General features: G+C 38.8%; 15 protein-coding genes. 1 reads left to right on the top strand and 14 read right to left on the bottom strand.

Annotated elements, in window-relative coordinates:
• Window positions 1–18: 18 nt before the first annotated feature.
• The 11 genes from queA to P1K33_RS10225 all read right to left on the bottom strand — a co-directional run bounded on the left by queA (window position 19) and on the right by P1K33_RS10225 (window position 13,248).
• The gene (gene queA, locus P1K33_RS10275) at window positions 19–1,068 is read right to left on the bottom strand and encodes a tRNA preQ1(34) S-adenosylmethionine ribosyltransferase-isomerase QueA (RefSeq protein ID WP_284652876.1); all 1,050 of its coding nucleotides are present in this window, start codon (window positions 1,066–1,068) and stop codon (window positions 19–21) included.
• Between the two features lie 144 nt (window positions 1,069–1,212).
• Window positions 1,213–2,451, bottom strand: a complete 1,239-nt coding sequence (aroA, locus tag P1K33_RS10270; protein WP_284652875.1) for a 3-phosphoshikimate 1-carboxyvinyltransferase — start codon at window positions 2,449–2,451, stop codon at window positions 1,213–1,215.
• A 2-nt stretch (window positions 2,452–2,453) separates the two neighbouring features.
• Window positions 2,454–2,780 (bottom strand): nucleotide pyrophosphohydrolase, encoded by a 327-nt coding sequence (locus tag P1K33_RS10265; RefSeq protein ID WP_284652874.1) that lies wholly within the window; start codon window positions 2,778–2,780, stop codon window positions 2,454–2,456.
• A gap of 1 nt (window position 2,781) precedes the next feature.
• Window positions 2,782–4,707 carry a DUF3858 domain-containing protein gene (locus tag P1K33_RS10260; RefSeq protein WP_284652873.1) on the bottom strand — a complete coding sequence of 642 codons (1,926 nt, stop codon included), beginning with the start codon at window positions 4,705–4,707 and terminating at the stop codon, window positions 2,782–2,784.
• Between the two features lie 4 nt (window positions 4,708–4,711).
• The gene (locus tag P1K33_RS10255; protein ID WP_284652872.1) at window positions 4,712–6,718 is read right to left on the bottom strand and encodes a DUF3858 domain-containing protein; all 2,007 of its coding nucleotides are present in this window, start codon (window positions 6,716–6,718) and stop codon (window positions 4,712–4,714) included.
• A gap of 4 nt (window positions 6,719–6,722) precedes the next feature.
• Complete coding sequence (locus tag P1K33_RS10250; RefSeq protein WP_284652871.1) at window positions 6,723–8,636, bottom strand: DUF3858 domain-containing protein; 1,914 nt, start codon at window positions 8,634–8,636, stop codon at window positions 6,723–6,725.
• 50 nt (window positions 8,637–8,686) lie between these two features.
• On the bottom strand, window positions 8,687–9,139 hold the full coding sequence (dtd, locus tag P1K33_RS10245) for a D-aminoacyl-tRNA deacylase (RefSeq protein ID WP_284652870.1): 453 nt from the start codon (window positions 9,137–9,139) through the stop codon (window positions 8,687–8,689).
• Between the two features lie 2 nt (window positions 9,140–9,141).
• Complete coding sequence (gene rsgA, locus P1K33_RS10240) at window positions 9,142–10,122, bottom strand: ribosome small subunit-dependent GTPase A (protein ID WP_284652869.1); 981 nt, start codon at window positions 10,120–10,122, stop codon at window positions 9,142–9,144.
• Window positions 10,123–10,163: 41 nt separating this feature from the next.
• Window positions 10,164–11,246 carry a bifunctional 3-deoxy-7-phosphoheptulonate synthase/chorismate mutase type II gene (locus P1K33_RS10235; protein ID WP_284652868.1) on the bottom strand — a complete coding sequence of 361 codons (1,083 nt, stop codon included), beginning with the start codon at window positions 11,244–11,246 and terminating at the stop codon, window positions 10,164–10,166.
• Window positions 11,247–11,281: 35 nt separating this feature from the next.
• Entirely contained in the window at window positions 11,282–12,424 is a 1,143-nt protein-coding gene (locus P1K33_RS10230) for a pyridoxal phosphate-dependent aminotransferase (RefSeq protein ID WP_284652867.1), read from the bottom strand.
• A complete protein-coding gene (locus P1K33_RS10225; RefSeq protein WP_284652866.1) occupies window positions 12,421–13,248 on the bottom strand; it encodes a prephenate dehydratase in 828 nt (275 codons plus the stop codon). Before P1K33_RS10225 ends, P1K33_RS10230 begins: the two co-directional genes overlap by 4 nt.
• Window positions 13,249–13,584: 336 nt before the next feature.
• On the opposite strand from P1K33_RS10225, the gene gldA reads away from it, so the two are divergent.
• Complete coding sequence (gene gldA, locus P1K33_RS10220; RefSeq protein ID WP_284652865.1) at window positions 13,585–14,487, top strand: gliding motility-associated ABC transporter ATP-binding subunit GldA; 903 nt, start codon at window positions 13,585–13,587, stop codon at window positions 14,485–14,487.
• Between the two features lie 32 nt (window positions 14,488–14,519).
• On the opposite strand, the gene P1K33_RS10215 is transcribed toward gldA, so the two are convergent.
• The 3 genes from P1K33_RS10215 to metF form a co-directional block, all read right to left on the bottom strand.
• Window positions 14,520–15,269: a head GIN domain-containing protein gene (locus P1K33_RS10215; protein WP_284652864.1), complete on the bottom strand. Its 750-nt coding sequence runs from the start codon at window positions 15,267–15,269 to the stop codon at window positions 14,520–14,522.
• Window positions 15,270–15,279: 10 nt separating this feature from the next.
• Window positions 15,280–16,368, bottom strand: coding sequence for an acyloxyacyl hydrolase (locus P1K33_RS10210; protein ID WP_284652863.1), 1,089 nt, complete (start codon window positions 16,366–16,368; stop codon window positions 15,280–15,282).
• 456 nt (window positions 16,369–16,824) lie between these two features.
• Window positions 16,825–17,781, bottom strand: coding sequence for a methylenetetrahydrofolate reductase [NAD(P)H] (gene metF, locus P1K33_RS10205; RefSeq protein WP_284652862.1), 957 nt, complete (start codon window positions 17,779–17,781; stop codon window positions 16,825–16,827).
• Between the last annotated feature and the right edge of the window lies 1 nt (window position 17,782).

Below are 17,782 nucleotides of genomic sequence, written 5' to 3'. Positions count from 1 at the left end.
TATCATTTGAAGTTCTGATTAAAGAATCAACATCGCGTCTCCGTAAGAATAGAAACGGTATTTTTCTTTAATCGCTTCTTCGTAAGCTTTTTTCATCAAATCGTGACCACAGAAAGCAGAAACCATCATCAACAGAGTTGATTTTGGCGTATGGAAATTGGTTACCATACAATCGGCGATACTGAAATCGTAAGGTGGAAAAATGAATTTATTCGTCCAGCCGGTATAAGGATTTAAGGTTCTTGCTGAAGAAACTGAACTTTCGATGGCTCTCATCGATGTGGTTCCGATACAACAGATTTTTTTCTTTTTCTCTTTTGCCTGATTCACGATGTCACAGGCTTCCTGAGTGATGATTAACTCTTCGGAATCCATTTTGTGTTTGGACAAATCTTCCACCTCAACCGGGTTGAAAGTTCCCAAACCAACATGTAAGGTCACCTCAGCAAAGTCGATCCCTTTGATTTCCAATCTTTTCAACAAATGTTTTGAGAAGTGCAAACCGGCAGTTGGCGCTGCGACAGCACCTTCTTCTTTGGCATAAATCGTTTGGTAACGCTCTGCATCTTCTTCGTTTACTTCACGGTTGATGTATTTTGGGATTGGCGTTTCTCCCAGTTCGGTTAATTTTTTTCTGAATTCAGAGTACGAACCGTCATAAAGAAAACGCAAGGTTCTTCCACGGGAAGTCGTGTTGTCAATTACCTCAGCGACTAACGAATCGTCTTCTCCGAAATATAATTTGTTTCCAATTCTGATTTTACGCGCCGGATCAACCAACACATCCCAAAGACGTTGTTCTGCATTAAGTTCTCTTAATAAGAAAACTTCGATACGCGCTCCGGTTTTTTCTTTGTTTCCATACATACGTGCCGGGAAAACCTTGGTATTGTTCAAAATCATTACATCGCCATCGTCGAAATAATCGATAATGTCTTTGAATAATTTGTGTTCAATGGTTTTGGTTTTTCTGTTAACGACCATCAATCTTGATTCGTCACGGTTTTCTACAGGAAATTCAGCTAGTAATTCGGTTGGTAAATTGAATTGAAAATGAGATAATTTCATCTAAATAGAGTTATAAGTTATAAGTTATGAGTTATGAGTTACCATAATTTTAACTGCGTGCAAATATACTATCGTGAGACAGGCGTTGTCAAGTGTTTTGGTGTTTATTTTTGTAAAAGGTTCTTAGGTACTGATTTAATTGGTCTATGAAATTTGGAAACCGATATTTTTCAAATCTTCCCAAAACGTCGGATACGATTTCGAAACCACTTCGGCATCCTCAATCATTATCGGAACTTTGAGTGCCAAAGGCGCAAAAGCCATCGCCATTCGGTGATCCTGATAGGTTTTGATGGTTATCTTTTCATTAATGGCCGATGATGGTTTCAAAGTCAGGCTGTCTTGAGTTACTGACACCGTTGCGCCCAATTTTGCCAGTTCCATTTCCAAAGCTTCCAGTCTATCAGTTTCTTTGATTTTCAGCGTATGCAAACCGGTCAAATGACAACCAATGCCTAGACCAAAACAAGTCACGGCTATGGTTTGTGCGATATCGGGAGAATTATTCAGATTGAAGGACGCTGAAGACAGAAGGCTGTTTTCTTTTTTACGCAAATGAATTACATTGTTTTCGTAAACAGTTTCCACTCCAAACGTTTTATAAATTTCTGCCAAAATGCTATCGCCCTGCAGGCTGTTTTGTTTGTAGCTCGATAAAGTGATTTCAGTTCCGATGTTGGACAATGCCACAATCGAATAATAATAGGAAGCTGATGACCAATCACTTTCAATTACGAATTTGGAATTACGAATTACGAAGTGGGGTTTTACCGAGATTTTATTTCCAACGAAAGACGTTTCAACTCCAATTTCGTTGAGCAAAGCCAAAGTCATTTTAATGTAAGGAACTGAAGTGATTTCACCTTCTAAGGTCAATTCAATTCCGTTTTCCAATTTGGGTGCAATAAGCAGCAAAGCCGAAATATATTGGCTGCTGACATTCGCCGGAAGGGAAACTTTGTTTTGTGTTAATTTTTTTCCTTTGATTCTAATCGGTGGAAAACCTTCGATGCCTTCGTAACTGATTTCAGCACCGAGTTGTTTTAAAGCTTCGACTAAAATCTGGATTGGCCGTTCTTTCATTCGGCTTGAACCGGTCAGAACCACTTCACGGTTTTCCTGAATGGCAAAATAAGCGGTCAGGAAACGCATGGCAGTTCCGGCATGGTGAATGTCTATTTCCCTCAATTGCGCTCGGGATGACAAATCTGTAGTCAACGCTTTCAACATTACTTCCGAATCATTAGAATTGGAAGTGTTTTCCAAAACCAGATTGGGATACAAAGCCTGGAGCAGCAATAATCTATTGGTTTCGGATTTACTTCCGGAAACCTTGATTGCACTTTGTTTGTTAACTGTTGATGATTTTAGAAGTAGATTCAAAACTATTTTAGTTTTTCGTTGTTGTGATGACGGTCGTGGTCGCGTTTGGTTTTCAAATCCATTTTTTTGTCAAAAGCGGCTTGGAGGTCGACACCGGTTTGGTTGGCCAAACATAAAACCACAAAAACCACATCGGCCAATTCTTCGCCTAAGTCTTTGTTTTTATCGCTTTCCTTTTCGGATTGTTCGCCATAACGGCGTGCAATGATTCGCGCTACTTCACCCACTTCTTCGGTAAGCTGCGCCATATTGGTCAATTCATTAAAATAACGAACACCATGATTTTTTATCCAATGGTCTACTTCTAGTTGGGCATTTTTGATATCCATTTTATACTTTCTTTAAAACTACTTTTTCGGTATGCTTGTTTACAATTTCTTTGTAGAGATTTTTCAACACTTCATAATACTCTGAACCGATCATCGCCTGATTGATATCAAAGATACACTGTAATTGTATTTTATTCTCATTCATGGAAATATTATATTTAAAACTGGCTAGGTTATCAGGCATCGCTACCGCTTTTGACTCGGGTAAAGTTTCAATGGCATACCCTTCCGGAATGGTGATGCTGATATTGAATTTATCTTGTTTCGGATATACAAAATCAATCGGGTATTCTCTTTTTTCTTGTTTGAACGGGTTTTCCTTTTTCGCAAAAAACAACATGGGCGAAAAATACATTTTGTTCCCGATAACCTCTACTTCGTTTGTCGTAACAAAAGAATATTCTTCAATAACCGGTTGTGAAAGGTCTTCACTGTTCTTAACTTCAAAATCGGACAACTCCAATCCCTCATGTCTTTTTTCGAGGCTGGCAACATAATCTTCTTTCGTAATTTTGTTATAGGCTTCGCGGTACAGAAAAGCATTGTAATCAATATATTTGTCCCTGACCTTACCTGTTACTTCACCTTCGGTATTAATACTGCCAATGATGTTGATAATTTCCTGAGAATTGTTCTTGGGCATGATATCAAATCCGGCCGTACTGCCATTACTCCGAATGATTCTACCAAACCAGTTCAAATCACGCAAAGGCAAAATATCGGGTAATGAATATTTGCTTGTAGCGTCTAACAAAATTACGTCATTTTCAATTTCAACACCACATATAACATAGTTGTGGCTGGTTAAGGAAGGATTTGGATTGAGAACCTGTGACCTGGTGGTAATCAAAATCGGATTGGCTTCCAACCCAATATGGCGAAGCATGGCTGTCAGCATCAAATTAATATCGGCCACGTTTCCGTTTTTACTTTTAAAAGCCTCTTTAACCCCTTTATCACAGAATATTCCATGACCTTCATTCCACTTTACATTGTTTTTGACAAAGGCAAGTACAGCATTAATCCTTTCTTCTCTAGTGTTTTTATCAGTTAAAGCCACTTCAAGTTCCTTTTCGAAGTAGTCTTTTTTTAATAGTTCAGCGCCAAACCCATCCGATTCATAAATTTTTTTGGCAATCGTTTCCCAATCTGTAGTAATTCTTTCAGGATAACCCTTTGAGGTCATTACCGCAGCTAATTCATACCTGACTTTGAAACGGTAATTATTAATATTGTTCACAAAGCCCTCGTCTTTCAGCGCCGGTGCATCGACCAACTCATAAACATCCTTGTTTTTTAAATATCTGACATTGTAAGTATCGTTTACCCTTTCCTTTTTCACGACCGGATCCAGATTACGGCCACTCATACTTTTGTTGTAAGACAACCGGGTAGGGTATTCAACAGTCAACTTAATATTACGGATTGGAATAGCTTCCTGGAAATAAAAATTAACCAAATTGAATGCACTTCTGGTGTAATCCAAAATCCTGTACTCAATTATGGAACCTTCTTTGACATCGGGAAGTGTAATTTTCTTGATGGAAACTTCTTTGTTGACTTCTTCCTTGAACTCACCTTCTCTACCCAATTTGCTTTTTTTCACTTCCCCGTTCACCAAATTATAGATGGCCACATCCTTAAAATCGGGCTCTTTTGACAATTTGTAAAAGACTTCACTGATATTGGCATAGCGGTACCCTTCTTTTTTATAAATCTTCAGTTTTACGCGTGTCTCGCTAACAAAACTTCCATCGCTTTCATAGGTAATAAATTCATCTTTAAAAAGGTAAGCCGCCACAGCCGAAGTGTCTATAGGGCAGTTTTTTTCTTTTAACTCTTCGATGGTAACTTTCCCCAATTGATAGTTTTGGGCGTAATTTTGGGTGATAAAAAGCAATGGCAGGAACAACAATAGATGGCGCATGTGATTAACCTTTTTTAAGTACAATTTTTTCTGTGTGTTTGTTGACAATTTCTTTGTAGAAGCTTTTCAGGGCTTCATAGTATTCCGAACTGATTATCGCTTCATTGATATCGAGCGCGCTCACGATTTGAATCTGGGTTCCGTTATTTGATAAATTGTATTTAAAACTTCCCATTTCTTCGGGCATCCCGACAGCTTTCGGTTGCGGCATGGTTTCAATCACATAGCCTTCGGGTAATGTCAGGCTGATATTGAACTTGTCCTGGTTCGGGTAAACAAAATCAACAGGATACTCACGGGTTTCCTGTTTGAACGGATTTTCGGTAAGGGCAAAAAACATCAAAGGGGAAACATACATTTTGTCTCCGATAATTTCTACTGCATTGGTAGAGGTAAAACTGTAATTTTCCACTATCGGTTTTGACAGGTCATCCGCATTTTGCACATCATATTCCCCAATTTCCAATCCCTGGTGTTTCTTCTCCAATTTTTCGATATAGCTTTCTTTGGCAATACCATGGTTTTTTTCCCTGAAAACAAAGGCATTGTAGTCAAAATGTTGGTCTTTGATTTTGCCGGAAACAGAACCATCTTTATTAATAGCCCCCATAATATTGACCACCTCTTTGGAATTGGAAGTTGGCATAAGATTAATTTCTGCGGAACTGCCATTCTTTCTGATAATCCTTCCAAACCAATTCAAATCGCGGATTGGCAAAATATTGGGCAGGGAGAATTTGTTGGTTGCATCAAACAGAACCACTTGGTTGTTGAGTTCTACTCCCGAAATGACATAGTCAAAAGCCGTTCTCGACGGAAAAAGCGACACTCCGTTTGAACGGGTACTGATTAAAATCGGGTTGGCTTCAATTCCCGCATACCTTAACATTGAGGTAAGCATCAGGTTGATTTCCGCTACGTTCCCTTTCCTATCCTGATAGGCCTTGCGAACACCCTCATTGCAACCGAATCCATAACTTTCATCCCAATTCATTTTGGACTTTACAAAATTAAAGACTAACCCAATCTTTTCTTCCTGAGCAGTAACTCCGTTTAATAAAGCATCCAAGTCTTTTTCAAAATATCCGGTTTTATTCAACTCTGCTCCGAAATCGTCATCATCATAAATGGTTTTTACGACGGTTTCCCAATCGGTGGTAAAGTTTTTAAACGTTTCCCCGGGAATTTGTATTGAAGAAAGTTCATATTTTACACTGGATGTATAATTTTTAATATTATTTACATACGACTCATCTTTTAAAGCGGGCACATCCTGAAGGATAAAAGTAGTTTTGGTTTCGTTATAAGAAAATTGATCCGTTGAGAAATCGGTTCTGGTACCAAATCTGTTGGAAACCCTGTCTTTAGAAGTGTAAGAAATTGATTTGCTGCCTTTATCCGTAAGGACTTGTGGTGCTATATAACCTCGAGACATCATGTTGTAAATAAAATACTCAGGGATAGCTGTCTTAAATTCAGAATACACCACAGGTATGGTACTTTGAAAATACCATTCATCAATTGAATTTGACCGCTCTGATTCCAACTCAGCTTCATATTCAATAATGGAGCCTTCTTTTACATTGGGCAAAGTGATTTTTTTTACGGACCAATAATCATTTACTTTTTCTTCAAATTCTCCATCGCTTTTGAGTTTTGTCTTTTCGATTTTATCATTAACCAAATTATAGGTTATGGCATTAGAAAAATTAAGTTTATCTTTTCCGTTACTGCCGGTATAATACCCTAAGCTTTGATTTGCCCATTCATAACCTTCCTTTTTGTAAATCTTTATTTTAATCTTGTAGGTTTTTACAATTGAGAAACCATTGTTTGTGGAAAATTCAAATCTTACATTCCCGCATTTAATTAAATAGGCCGCTACTGCCGAGGAATCTGTCGGGCATACTTTTTCGGTCAGTTCCTCAATGGTTACTTTCCCTAATTCTTTCTTTTGAGCAAAGGCCAATCCGTTGATCAGCAATATCGATATCAAGATTATTTTTTTCATGTTTTCAGGCTTTGGTTATGACAATTTTTGAATTATCGCTTTTGGCGACCGCTTCTCTGAACTTTCTGTAGGTTTCATATTTGGTTTTATCATAAAGTCCTTTTTTGATGATCAGCTTTCTTTTGCAAAGCAGTTTATCAGGACTCACCGTTAAAAATTCGATCTTATAATTCCCAAATTCATTTTCGAGCGTTACACTATTTGGTTTTGCTTCTACCACATATCCTTGTGGCAAGGTGATTTCAGTTTCCGACTCATCGGTATAACCTCTCAGCATTTCAAAGGCAAACTCTCTTGTACGGTGTTTTTTGGGTATATAAGAATTTTGATCAAAGGCATTTAGGGCAAACAATAGCTTACCATCTGAATTTTGGGCATAACCTTCGGCTTCCATCTCTAAATCTTCTACAAATTCAACACTTTTAGGATTGTTATTCAGGTTGATTTTTTTGATGGTCAAATTGTTGATATTGCTGAACTCCTCTTTGTAATCTTTAATTTGGTCATCATGGCTTTTGCGCTCTCTGACAAAATAATTGTCATACTGTATCCCTTTGGAAACCATCTTTACCTTACCGGTAAAATCACCTTCCGCAGAGATTTGATAATTCCCTTTAATGGTTCTCAGGTTCTCTGCTTCGGTAAAGGTCTTGGTTTTAACAATTTCGCCCCCTTCGGGTTTGATAAGCAATACATTTCGGTCATCGGTAAAATCGCCCTGAAAACCAAACGGATGTATTTGACTGGTACATTCCAGCCAAACCATTCCTTTATCGGTTGTTGGTAAGGTCAAAATCACATGGTTCCCCTGTATCGAAGCAAAATCGTTTTGCAGATCTCTGGTATCATCGGCACCGGCATACACCACCGTATAGTAAGAAGTAACGCCTACCGATTTCAACAAAGACCGGGTGTAATTGGTGAGTGCCTTACAATCGCCGTATCCCAATTTGTCGACATCTTTGGCCAGCATGGGTTTCCAGCCGCCAATGCCTACCTGCACGCTGACATAGCGTGTTTTATCCTGAACATATTTATAGACAATCCTCGCTATTTCAAACTGGTTTTTTTCGTTCCCGATAAGTTCCTGAAGCTTAAGTTTTGTAGCTTCCGGGATTTCTTCGGTGTCTGCCAACAGCGATTCATAATACCATTTGCCAAATTCACCCCAATTGGCTGCCTTGCCTTCCATTCCTTCCAATGAAAAATTTTCAAGGGAAAAATAAACTTCCGGGAAAATCTCATCAAAATCTGGACTCAGTTCTTCCCGTTTTTTGGCCGTTAGGTTTTTAACCGTATAGCTTACCGAAGTTGGTGTTTCCTGCTTTTGAATGGCATATTTTGAATTAAAATTCACTTCCTTTTTCTTCAGATGCAATTCGGGTTTGAAAGTAATGGTTATAGAGGCGTTTTCTGTACTCAACAAATAACCTCCCACAGGATTCCATTGCGGAATAAAAGCAGTATTTGAAGTTTCACTTTCACTTTCAAAGACCACAGTAAAAGGGTAACTTACCGGAGTATAATCAAGGTACAATGCCCGGTTGTCATTAAAAATCGAAACCCCGTCGGCTACACTAGTATCTTTAAAATCTTTCCTGCGGTAGGTTTTTACTTCTTTGCCAAAGGAGTCATAAACGGTTGCCTCAATTTTATTTACCCTGGTGTTTTTATCGTAATGCTCCGCCAAATCCAAATTCCGCAACCCCAATTCATTTAAGATGGTGGTTACTTTGGTCGTTTTGAAAGTCATTGATTTTTGCGAAGCAATATTAATGCTCAGATGGTTCGAACGAATGACCGCGTTGGCATTCTGTTTTAAACTATCAGGAAGGGAAAGCACCGAATACTCTAACTTTTGTGCAGAAACGAATACGGGAAAAAACAGTAAAAGGAAAGGGATTTTTTTAAATTTCATCGACACCTAATTTTCCCAAATATAGAAAAATTATGTTTTTATTAATAATCTTATTCTTTATTCTTGGTATCGATGATTAAAGTTACCGGTCCGTCATTGAGCAGGCTGACTTTCATGTCGGCGCCAAACTGTCCGGTTTGTACTTTTTTACCCAATTCGGTTTCCATTTGGGCAATGAATTTTTCATACAACGGAATGGCAATTTCCGGTTTGGATGCTTTGATATAGGATGGTCGATTGCCTTTTTTGGTCAGCGCATGCAATGTAAATTGGCTCACGATTATCATCTCGCCATTGGTTTCCTTTACGGATAAATTCATTACTCCGTTATCATCCGCAAAAATTCTGAGATTGGCAATTTTAGTCGCTAGCCAATCGATATCTTCCTTGGCGTCTGAGTCTTCAAAACCAACCAAAACCAATAAGCCGTTTTGGATATCGGCTACGATTTGACCTTCGATGGTCACAGAAGCTTGAGAAACTCTTTGAATAACCGCTTTCATGACTACGATTTTCTGGTTTCGTCACTGGCAATTCGGTCGTCATTGTAAATATCCGAACGGTAATGTTCGTCATCGCCTTCGAGTATTTTGAGGTAACTGTTATAACGTGACCAGGCAATCTTATTGTCTTCCAAAGCCTGTTTTACGGCACAATGTGGTTCTTCCTTGTGCAGACAGTTGTTGAATTTGCATTGGTCTTTCAGTTTAAAGAATTCAGGGAAATAATCGCTGATTTCCTGCGGTTCCATATCCACAATCCCAAAACCTTTGATTCCCGGTGTGTCAATGATTTTGGCGTCAAAAGACAAATCATACATTTCGGCAAAAGTAGTGGTATGCTGTCCTTGTTTGCTTTGTTCGGATATGTGTTTGGTTTTCAAATTCAGAGTCGGTTCCAAAGCATTGACCAAGGTGGACTTTCCCACACCGGAATGTCCCGAAAACATACTCACTTTCCCAATCATCATGGCTTTCAGTTCTTCAATTCCTTTTTTCTCCACCGCCGAAACACGCAAACATTGGTATCCAATTTCGGAATAGATGTATTGCAGGTACAATTGCTCATCGCGCATGGCTTCGTCAAAAGTGTCTATTTTATTGAATACCAAAACGGCTTCAATGCCGTAAGCTTCGGCAGTAACCAAAAACCTATCGATAAAACTGGTTGTTGTTGGCGGATTATTGATGGTAATCAAAAGAAAAACGATGTCGATATTGGAAGCGATAATATGCGTTTGTTTGGACAGATTCACCGATTTCCTGACGATATAATTCTTTCGGTCATGGATATTGTGAATCGTTCCCGTGATATCATCGGAAGTATCATCCAATTCAAAATCGACCACATCGCCAACCGCAATCGGATTGGTGCTTTTGATGTCTTTCATACGGAACTTTCCTTTGATACGGCATTCATAAACCGCATTGTCTTCGGCTTTCACTGTGTACCAACTTCCGGTAGATTTATAAACGAGTCCGGTCAATTTTTCTTGTTTTAGATTATCCTCTGCAAAAATACATTAATTTATCTGTTTATGACTTTTTCCTGATGGCTAATACTTTCCTGGTGAATGGCTTTGAAAATCCTTAGGATAAACTCTTCGCTCAGTCCTTTTTCTTCTCCGTCTAAAATCATTTTACCCAGGATTTCGTTCCAACGCTTATTCTGTAAAACCGCTACGTTCTTCTCTTTTTTCAAAGCTCCGATTTTATCCGCTACTTGCATTCTTTTGCCTAAAATCTCAAGCAATTTTCCATCGTATTCATCAATATCCACACGGAATCTTGCCAGACGATTGTTGTAATCATCGGCATCATCGGTTTCTTTACGGATTCTCAAATCCTTGAAGATTTGTTTCAAAACCGTTGGTGTTACCTGTTGTGCCGCATCACTCCAAGCATTGTCAGGATCAATATGGGTTTCTATAATCAATCCGTCATAATTCAAATCCAAAGCCTGTTGAGACACTTCCTGAATCATGTCCCGTCTTCCGGTAATATGCGACGGATCACAAATCAAAGCCAAATCAGGAAAACGGCTTTGCAATTCGATGGCCAATTGCCATTCAGGTATGTTTCTGTATTTGGTTTTATCATAGGTTGAAAATCCTCTGTGGATGACGCCCAATCTTTTGATACCGGCATTGTACAATCTTTCTACACCGCCAATCCACAAAGCCAAATCGGGGTTCACCGGATTTTTGACCAAAACAATTTTATCTGTTCCTTGCAAGGCATCGGCAATTTCCTGAACTGCAAACGGATTTACCGTTGTTCGCGCGCCAATCCACAACACATCAATATCGTGTTCCAAAGCCAACTTCACATGCGCCGAATTCGCAACTTCGGTTGCCATTAACAAACCCGTTTCAGCTTTCGCTTTTTGCATCCATTTTAATCCGATGGCACCAACGCCTTCAAATCCGCCCGGGCGTGTTCTGGGTTTCCAGATTCCCGCACGAAAAATTGACACATCAGAATCCTTTAATTCGTGTGCAATTTTCAATACCTGATCTTCGGTTTCGGCGCTGCATGGTCCGGCGATTACCAGTGGATGACTCAAATTCAGATCATCTAACCATTTTCTGTTTTCGGCTGTTATGTTCATAGCTTTTTATCTTTTGTAAAATTAATTTCTTTTGTTTAAAATCGGGCAATTGCTTCCTGTATTTTTTCTTCGGTTACACAAAGTGAAAAACGGATATAACCTTCACCATTGCTGCCAAAAATGATTCCGGGCGTTATAAAAATATGCTTCTCGATTAAAACCCTGTCAATGAATGCTTCCGCCGAAATACCTTCAGGTAATTTGGCCCAAACAAACAAACCCACACTTTTTTTATCGAAAGTACAGTTCAGTTTTTCGGCCAATTGAAAAAGCAGATTGCGTCTAGCTGTATAGACTTCATTTTGTCTGTTAAACCAATCCTTCCCTAATTTCAAGGCTTCAATCGCGCCTTTCTGAATGCCGTAAAACATACCGCTGTCCATATTGCTTTTGACTTTCAACACCGCGTCAATCAGTTTCGGATTTCCCATGACCATTCCCACGCGCCAACCAGCCATGTTGTAGGTTTTGGATAAAGAATTCAATTCTAAAGTGACCTCTTTCGCTCCATCAATTTGTAAAATCGAAATCGGATGGTCATTCAACACAAAACTGTACGGATTGTCATTGACAATCAATATGTGGTGCTTTTTGCCAAAAGCAATCAGCTTTTCAAACAACGCTTTGGTTCCATTGGCACCGGTCGGCATATGCGGATAGGAAACCCACATCAGTTTGACTTTAGACAAATCCATTTGTTCCAATTGTTCAAAATCGGGCTGCCAATCGTTAGCTGCTGTTAAATCGTAATTCACTGCTTTCGCCTGCACCAATTCGGTGACCGAAGCATAAGTCGGATAACCCGGATTGGGAATCAACACTTCATCGCCTTCGTTTAAAAATGCCAGTGAAATGTGCATGATGCCTTCTTTGGAACCCATTAACGGCAAAATCTCGGTATTGAAATCCAAAGCCACGCCAAACTGATTCGCGTAAAAATCGGCCATGCCTTTTCGCAATTCGGGTAAGCCTTGATAGCTTTGGTATTCGTGGGCTTTGTCATCAAACATAGATTTACTCATCGCTTGAATTACGGTTTTATCGGGTGCCAAATCGGGACTGCCGATGCCCATATTGATTACCGGTTTTCCATCGGCTATGAGTTGGCGTACTTCACGCAATTTTCTCGAAAAGTAGTATTCCTGAACGCTGTTTAATCGGTTGGCTGTTGTTATCATAATCTTCCGTTTTTGTATTCGCCCAAGACTTTGAAATGGGTGGTCATCAGGGCTAAAATATTTTTGGCTTTTTCATAGTGTTTGTACTTTTCAAAAATCACATCGACAAAAAAAGAATACTGAAAAGGTGTTTCAATAATCGGCATCGACTGGATTTTGGTCAGGTTGAGTTTGCAGTTGTTCATCACGTTTAACACGGTTGCCAAACTTCCGGCGGTATCATCCAACTCAAACTTTATGGAAGCCTTATTAATCTCATCTTTGGGCCATTCTTTATTGGTCGTTTTGACAATCACAAATCGGGTTTTGTTACTCTGAATGGTGTGAATCCCGGCCGCGAGAATTTCCAAATCGTATAATTTAGCCGCAATCGGAGCCGCAACAGCACCAATCCCGATGAGTTTTTGTTCCTGAATCCTACGTGCAGTTTCAGCGGTATCGCCACTTTCGACCAATTTGATATGTGGATATTGGCTAAAGAAAACGGCGCACTGCAACAACGCAATCGGATGCGAATGGACTTCTTTGATGTCTTCAATTTTTTGGCCTTTCAAGACCATTAAATTCATGTGAATATCAAGGTAATGTTCACCAATAATATGGAGATTGTTTCTATCGATTAAGGCATAATTTGGAATAATCGAACCGGCGATAGAATTCTCCAACGCCATCACGCCTTTGTGTGCCTGATTGTTCACCAAACTTTTCACCAAATCATCAAATGACATACATTCGTCCAATGCATGTTCCTGCTGGAAATATTCCTGCGCCACTTGGTGGTGAAACGAACCTTTGATGCCTTGTATTGCTATTTTTGTTTCCATTTACTTCGTACAATTCGACCTAACGGTCTCGGGTTAATCAAAAAAAAAATCCCAACTTTCGTTGGGATTTATATTATAGTTGTTTTGAAATTTACTTTTTCACATAACACAATACTAGTCCCTTTTTCTGTCCGAAGAAGAAATAAAAGAAATAGTTATAAAATGTGTTAAATTGTCTCATTGCTTTTTTTATGTTTTGCTAATGTAGAAAAATAAAACGTCCGTTTTACAAGACTTCGCAAAAAAAGTTACGGAAACGTTTTCGCTGCATCATAAAAGCAGTAATTTTTCGTTATACTTTTATTAATTATTACATTTGCTCCAAATAGTACATTTATGTCGATAGAAGTTCAAAATATTTCCAAAAGTTACGGTGCCCAAAAAGCACTGGACAATGTTTCGTTCTCCATTAAAAAAGGAGAAATCGTCGGTTTCCTTGGTCCGAATGGCGCCGGAAAATCTACTTTGATGAAAATTTTGACGACCTATATCAATGCCGATGAAGGCAAAGCTGCCGTGAATGGCAATGATGTTAACGAAGCTCAAATCCTGGTCCAAAAATCGGTGGGTTATTTGCCTGAGCACAATCCGTTGTATCTGGATTTATACATTCGTGAATATTTGGCTTTTAATGCCGATGTATATAAAGTAGCCAAATCACGTATTGAAGAAGTGATTGAACTGACCGGTTTGACTCCCGAAAGCCACAAGAAAATTGGCCAATTGTCTAAAGGTTTCCGTCAGCGTGTTGGCTTGGCCACAGCCTTACTCCACAATCCTGACGTGTTGATTTTGGACGAACCAACCACAGGATTGGATCCGAACCAATTGGTCGAAATCAGGAATGTGATTAAGAATGTCGGGAAAGACAAAACGGTTTTTCTTTCGACACATATTATGCAGGAAGTAGAAGCCATTTGCGACCGCGTGATCATCATTGACCACGGCAAAATTGTAACCGATAAAAAACTGGACAAACTGGTTTCGGAAGAAAAGGAACAAATCATCGAAGTCGAATTTGACAAAGCGATTGACGATAGCATTTTGGCCAAACTACCCAATATCAAAACCTACAAAAACAGCGGTGATAACCTTTGGTTACTGACCTTCAGCACTGACGAAGACATGCGCCCGAAAGTATTCGACTTTGCCCACGATAACAGTTTGAAAACACTTCAAATCAGTTTGAAAAGCAAAAACCTGGAACAGATTTTCAGAGAGAAAACAAAAAAGAAATAAAACAAAAAATCCCGAATTACTTCGGGATTTTTTTATGGATAGATTACTCTTCCCTGATACAATTCATCAACATCCACAACCGGTGGTACATTTTTAAGAATGATGTTTCCGGTGCTGTTCATAACACCTATAATACTTTGAATAGGTTTCACAATCATATCATTGGAACCGCGATGGTATACTTTTACATTCTGCGCTGTTAAATTCTCGGCTTCAATTCTTCCATCTCCAAAATAGAAATTAAACTCTGCAGTATTGGTTTGTCCTGTAAGATAGAAACGGGACACATTATTGTTGGCAATATTCAAATAATCATTGTTTACATTGATGATAAAATCACCGGTTCCGGCGCCACTTTCCCCGTCACCATCTTTATCCATTGAAATAAAACTAATATACGGAAAGGTCAGCGCACCATTAGAACTAATATCCCTATCGGTTTTAGAATAAACTTCCTCTAAGGTTGGCGTGGTAACCAATATCTTTACCCGGCCATAAGAACGAACCCAATTGCAACTCGTTTCGTTTTCAAATATCAATTGGTCTCCGTTTTGCCTTACTTGCACATTATCGATAAAATTTTCACCGGCTACAATTTCCACTTTGGTTTCCGGACCGTCGGTAATAACCACTTCAATCCCGCGATATACTTTTATTTTTTTAAAGGGCGCAACGGGAACTTGCTTTGTAATAATCTCACCAGTACTTTCAATGCAATCACTTGGTTTTTCACATGAAATGAAAACCAAAACCAAAGCGATAAAGAATATTGACTTTTTCATTTTCTTGTTTTTATAATCTGTAACCAATGCCAAACTCGAGCGCTTCTGCCAAAAACATATGCGTTTTGATGGTAAATCCGCCAAATATTTTATTGGTGAAATAATATTTTATCCCAACCCTGTCATACACAGGAATGTCTTTTTTAAACGGTTGGTAAACATAATAACCTATTTGCGCTTCAAGCGAAATTCGGTTAATCATCAATTCATGCCCAACAAAAATCCCAACTCTTCTGTAATCTGTATTGGCATCCAAATGATCTTCCGGATAAGCCACCGAGTAATATTTGATATATTCCTCAATCGATTTGGTCAAAAACAATTCGGCGCCCAACTGCATAGCGGTTTTTCGATTCAAACGCTTATCGGCATAAACCCCAATATGGTAAAATGGATATTGCCCGCTGTTGATGATCGGATTTTCATTGATTCCCGAACGCAACACAAAGTTGAAATGAATGGGCTGCTTGAATGATTTCTTAACCGTAGTCGTATCAGGCTGGCGTTTAAAATCTTCTGAAAAATTATAATTCAGACCAAGGTTCAGCAAATAGGTATTGATGCCGCTATTAGGCGATTTCATCCTACCGTTGGAATAATGAGTAAATAAAATTCCGGCTTGGAAACCAACATTTTTGAATAAATTCTGATTGTCATAAGCCAAACCAATATTGGTATTGCCCATCAATTTACTACCGAAAGCTTTATTGGTACTGTTGTCAACCTTGTCATAAGGATTGGTCGTATAAGCAATTCCCTGTGATAATTTTAACTGCAAATGTCTCTTCCAAAAATAGAAATTATACAACGCACCCACTGAATAATTTTGTCCCAAAGGCTGACTGTTAAAATCCTGGTATAAAAAATAACCACCATAATCAGGGTAATTATAAGCTTGATGCCATTCTTTGGAACCATCGGTTTTTTTGACAACACTCAACATAAAGCCTTGTGGATGACCGTTAACCAAATGATACATGTCTTCGGTATGCGGTAACGCATTTCCTCTCAAAATCGACGCTTCCACTGTAAAAGGATTGGTGTTTTGACCAAAAAGCGACACGGTAAACAGTAAAAAAAGCAGGTAAGTTTTCTTCATCCTAAAATTTAAAACGCACAAATATAATGGATTTGATATTAAGAGGAGAATGTCCGGTGGACATTCGGCAAATTAAACAACTTGTTGTTTAATTACTAGGAGCGAAAAGTTCGGGCATTTTTGTTGGCTAGATTCCTGCTGTCCGCTTTACTTCGGTGTCGCTCCCATCAGGGCTAATCAGTATTTGTCTTTTGCAAAAAAACTTTATATTTGAAAAAACTATCTCGTGGAAAACCTGAATAAAAATCTAACAATTACGGTTGGTATCGAACTTATTGCTGCATTTCTAATCAATTTTCCGCTCTGGACACTATTAGCAACTGTCATTAATATCATTGCGATTGTATTTTTAATAAAATACAAACCAAAAAATTATAAGTTTTCAATAGCAGGCTTAGCTTTCCTTTTTATAGTTCCTATTTGTATTGTGTTATATCTTCGGAGTCTGATACAATCCTAAAAAACGTTTTTCGCAATCGCTTTGATGTTCTCGGCTTTCCCCATAGAATAATAGTGCAACACCGGAATTCCGGCGGCTACCAATTCCTTACTTTGCTCGGTACACCATTCAATCCCGATCTCTTTTACGGCATCGTTGTCTTTGGCTTTAACCACCGCCATGATTAAATCATCGGGCAATTCCAAACTGAATCGGTGCGGAATCAAGTTCAATTGTTTCTTGGTCGCAATTGGTTTTAATCCCGGGATAATCGGAACGGTAATTCCTGCTGCGCGGCATTTGTCTACAAAATCAAAGAATTTTTTATTGTCAAAAAACATTTGCGTAATGATATATTCCGCTCCGTTTTTAATTTTTTGCTTTAAGAAATGAATATCGCTGTCCAAACTTGGTGCTTCCATGTGTTTCTCCGGATAACCGGCCACACCGATACAGAAATTGGTTTGCGCTGAATTCTTTAAATCTTCATCCAGATAAATGCCTTTGTTCAGGTTGCTAATTTGCGTTACCAGCTCGGTCGCATAGGTATTTCCGTCTTTCTCAGGATGAAAATAGGTTTCAGTTTTCAATGCGTCACCGCGAAGTGCGACAACATTATCAATGCCTAAAAAGTCCAAATCAATCAAGAGATTTTCAGTGTCTTCTTTGGTAAAACCACCACACAAAATATGCGGAATGGCATCCACATTGTATTTGTTCTGAATACCGGCACAAATTCCAACCGTTCCCGGACGTTTTTTTACGACTTTCTTTTGCAGCAAACCGCTTGGCAATTCTTTGTATTCATATTCCTCACGATGGTAGGTTACATCAATAAACGGTGGATTGAATTCCATCAACGGATCAATGCTGTCAAAAATAGATTGGATGTTTTGTCCTTTTAACGGCGGTAAAATCTCGAAGGAAAACAAAGGTTTTCCACTGGCGTTTTCTATATGCTGGGTTACTTTCATC

Source organism: Flavobacterium terrisoli, assembly GCF_030167905.1.
Classification (GTDB): Bacteria; Bacteroidota; Bacteroidia; order Flavobacteriales; family Flavobacteriaceae; genus Flavobacterium; species Flavobacterium terrisoli.
This window is presented reverse-complemented; position numbering and strand designations above follow the sequence as displayed.

Coding starts and splice junctions, on each gene's coding strand:
- gldA (WP_284652865.1), top strand. CDS start 13,585: ATGTCGATAGAAGTTCAAAATATTTCCAAAAGTTACGGTGCCCAAAAA.
- dtd (WP_284652870.1), bottom strand. CDS start 9,139: ATGAAAGCGGTTATTCAAAGAGTTTCTCAAGCTTCTGTGACCATCGAA.
- P1K33_RS10215 (WP_284652864.1), bottom strand. CDS start 15,269: ATGAAAAAGTCAATATTCTTTATCGCTTTGGTTTTGGTTTTCATTTCA.
- P1K33_RS10225 (WP_284652866.1), bottom strand. CDS start 13,248: ATGGAAACAAAAATAGCAATACAAGGCATCAAAGGTTCGTTTCACCAC.
- queA (WP_284652876.1), bottom strand. CDS start 1,068: ATGAAATTATCTCATTTTCAATTCAATTTACCAACCGAATTACTAGCT.
- P1K33_RS10265 (WP_284652874.1), bottom strand. CDS start 2,780: ATGGATATCAAAAATGCCCAACTAGAAGTAGACCATTGGATAAAAAAT.
- P1K33_RS10230 (WP_284652867.1), bottom strand. CDS start 12,424: ATGATAACAACAGCCAACCGATTAAACAGCGTTCAGGAATACTACTTT.
- P1K33_RS10255 (WP_284652872.1), bottom strand. CDS start 6,718: ATGAAAAAAATAATCTTGATATCGATATTGCTGATCAACGGATTGGCC.
- P1K33_RS10235 (WP_284652868.1), bottom strand. CDS start 11,246: ATGAACATAACAGCCGAAAACAGAAAATGGTTAGATGATCTGAATTTG.
- P1K33_RS10260 (WP_284652873.1), bottom strand. CDS start 4,707: ATGCGCCATCTATTGTTGTTCCTGCCATTGCTTTTTATCACCCAAAAT.
- P1K33_RS10210 (WP_284652863.1), bottom strand. CDS start 16,368: ATGAAGAAAACTTACCTGCTTTTTTTACTGTTTACCGTGTCGCTTTTT.
- P1K33_RS10250 (WP_284652871.1), bottom strand. CDS start 8,636: ATGAAATTTAAAAAAATCCCTTTCCTTTTACTGTTTTTTCCCGTATTC.
- metF (WP_284652862.1), bottom strand. CDS start 17,781: ATGAAAGTAACCCAGCATATAGAAAACGCCAGTGGAAAACCTTTGTTT.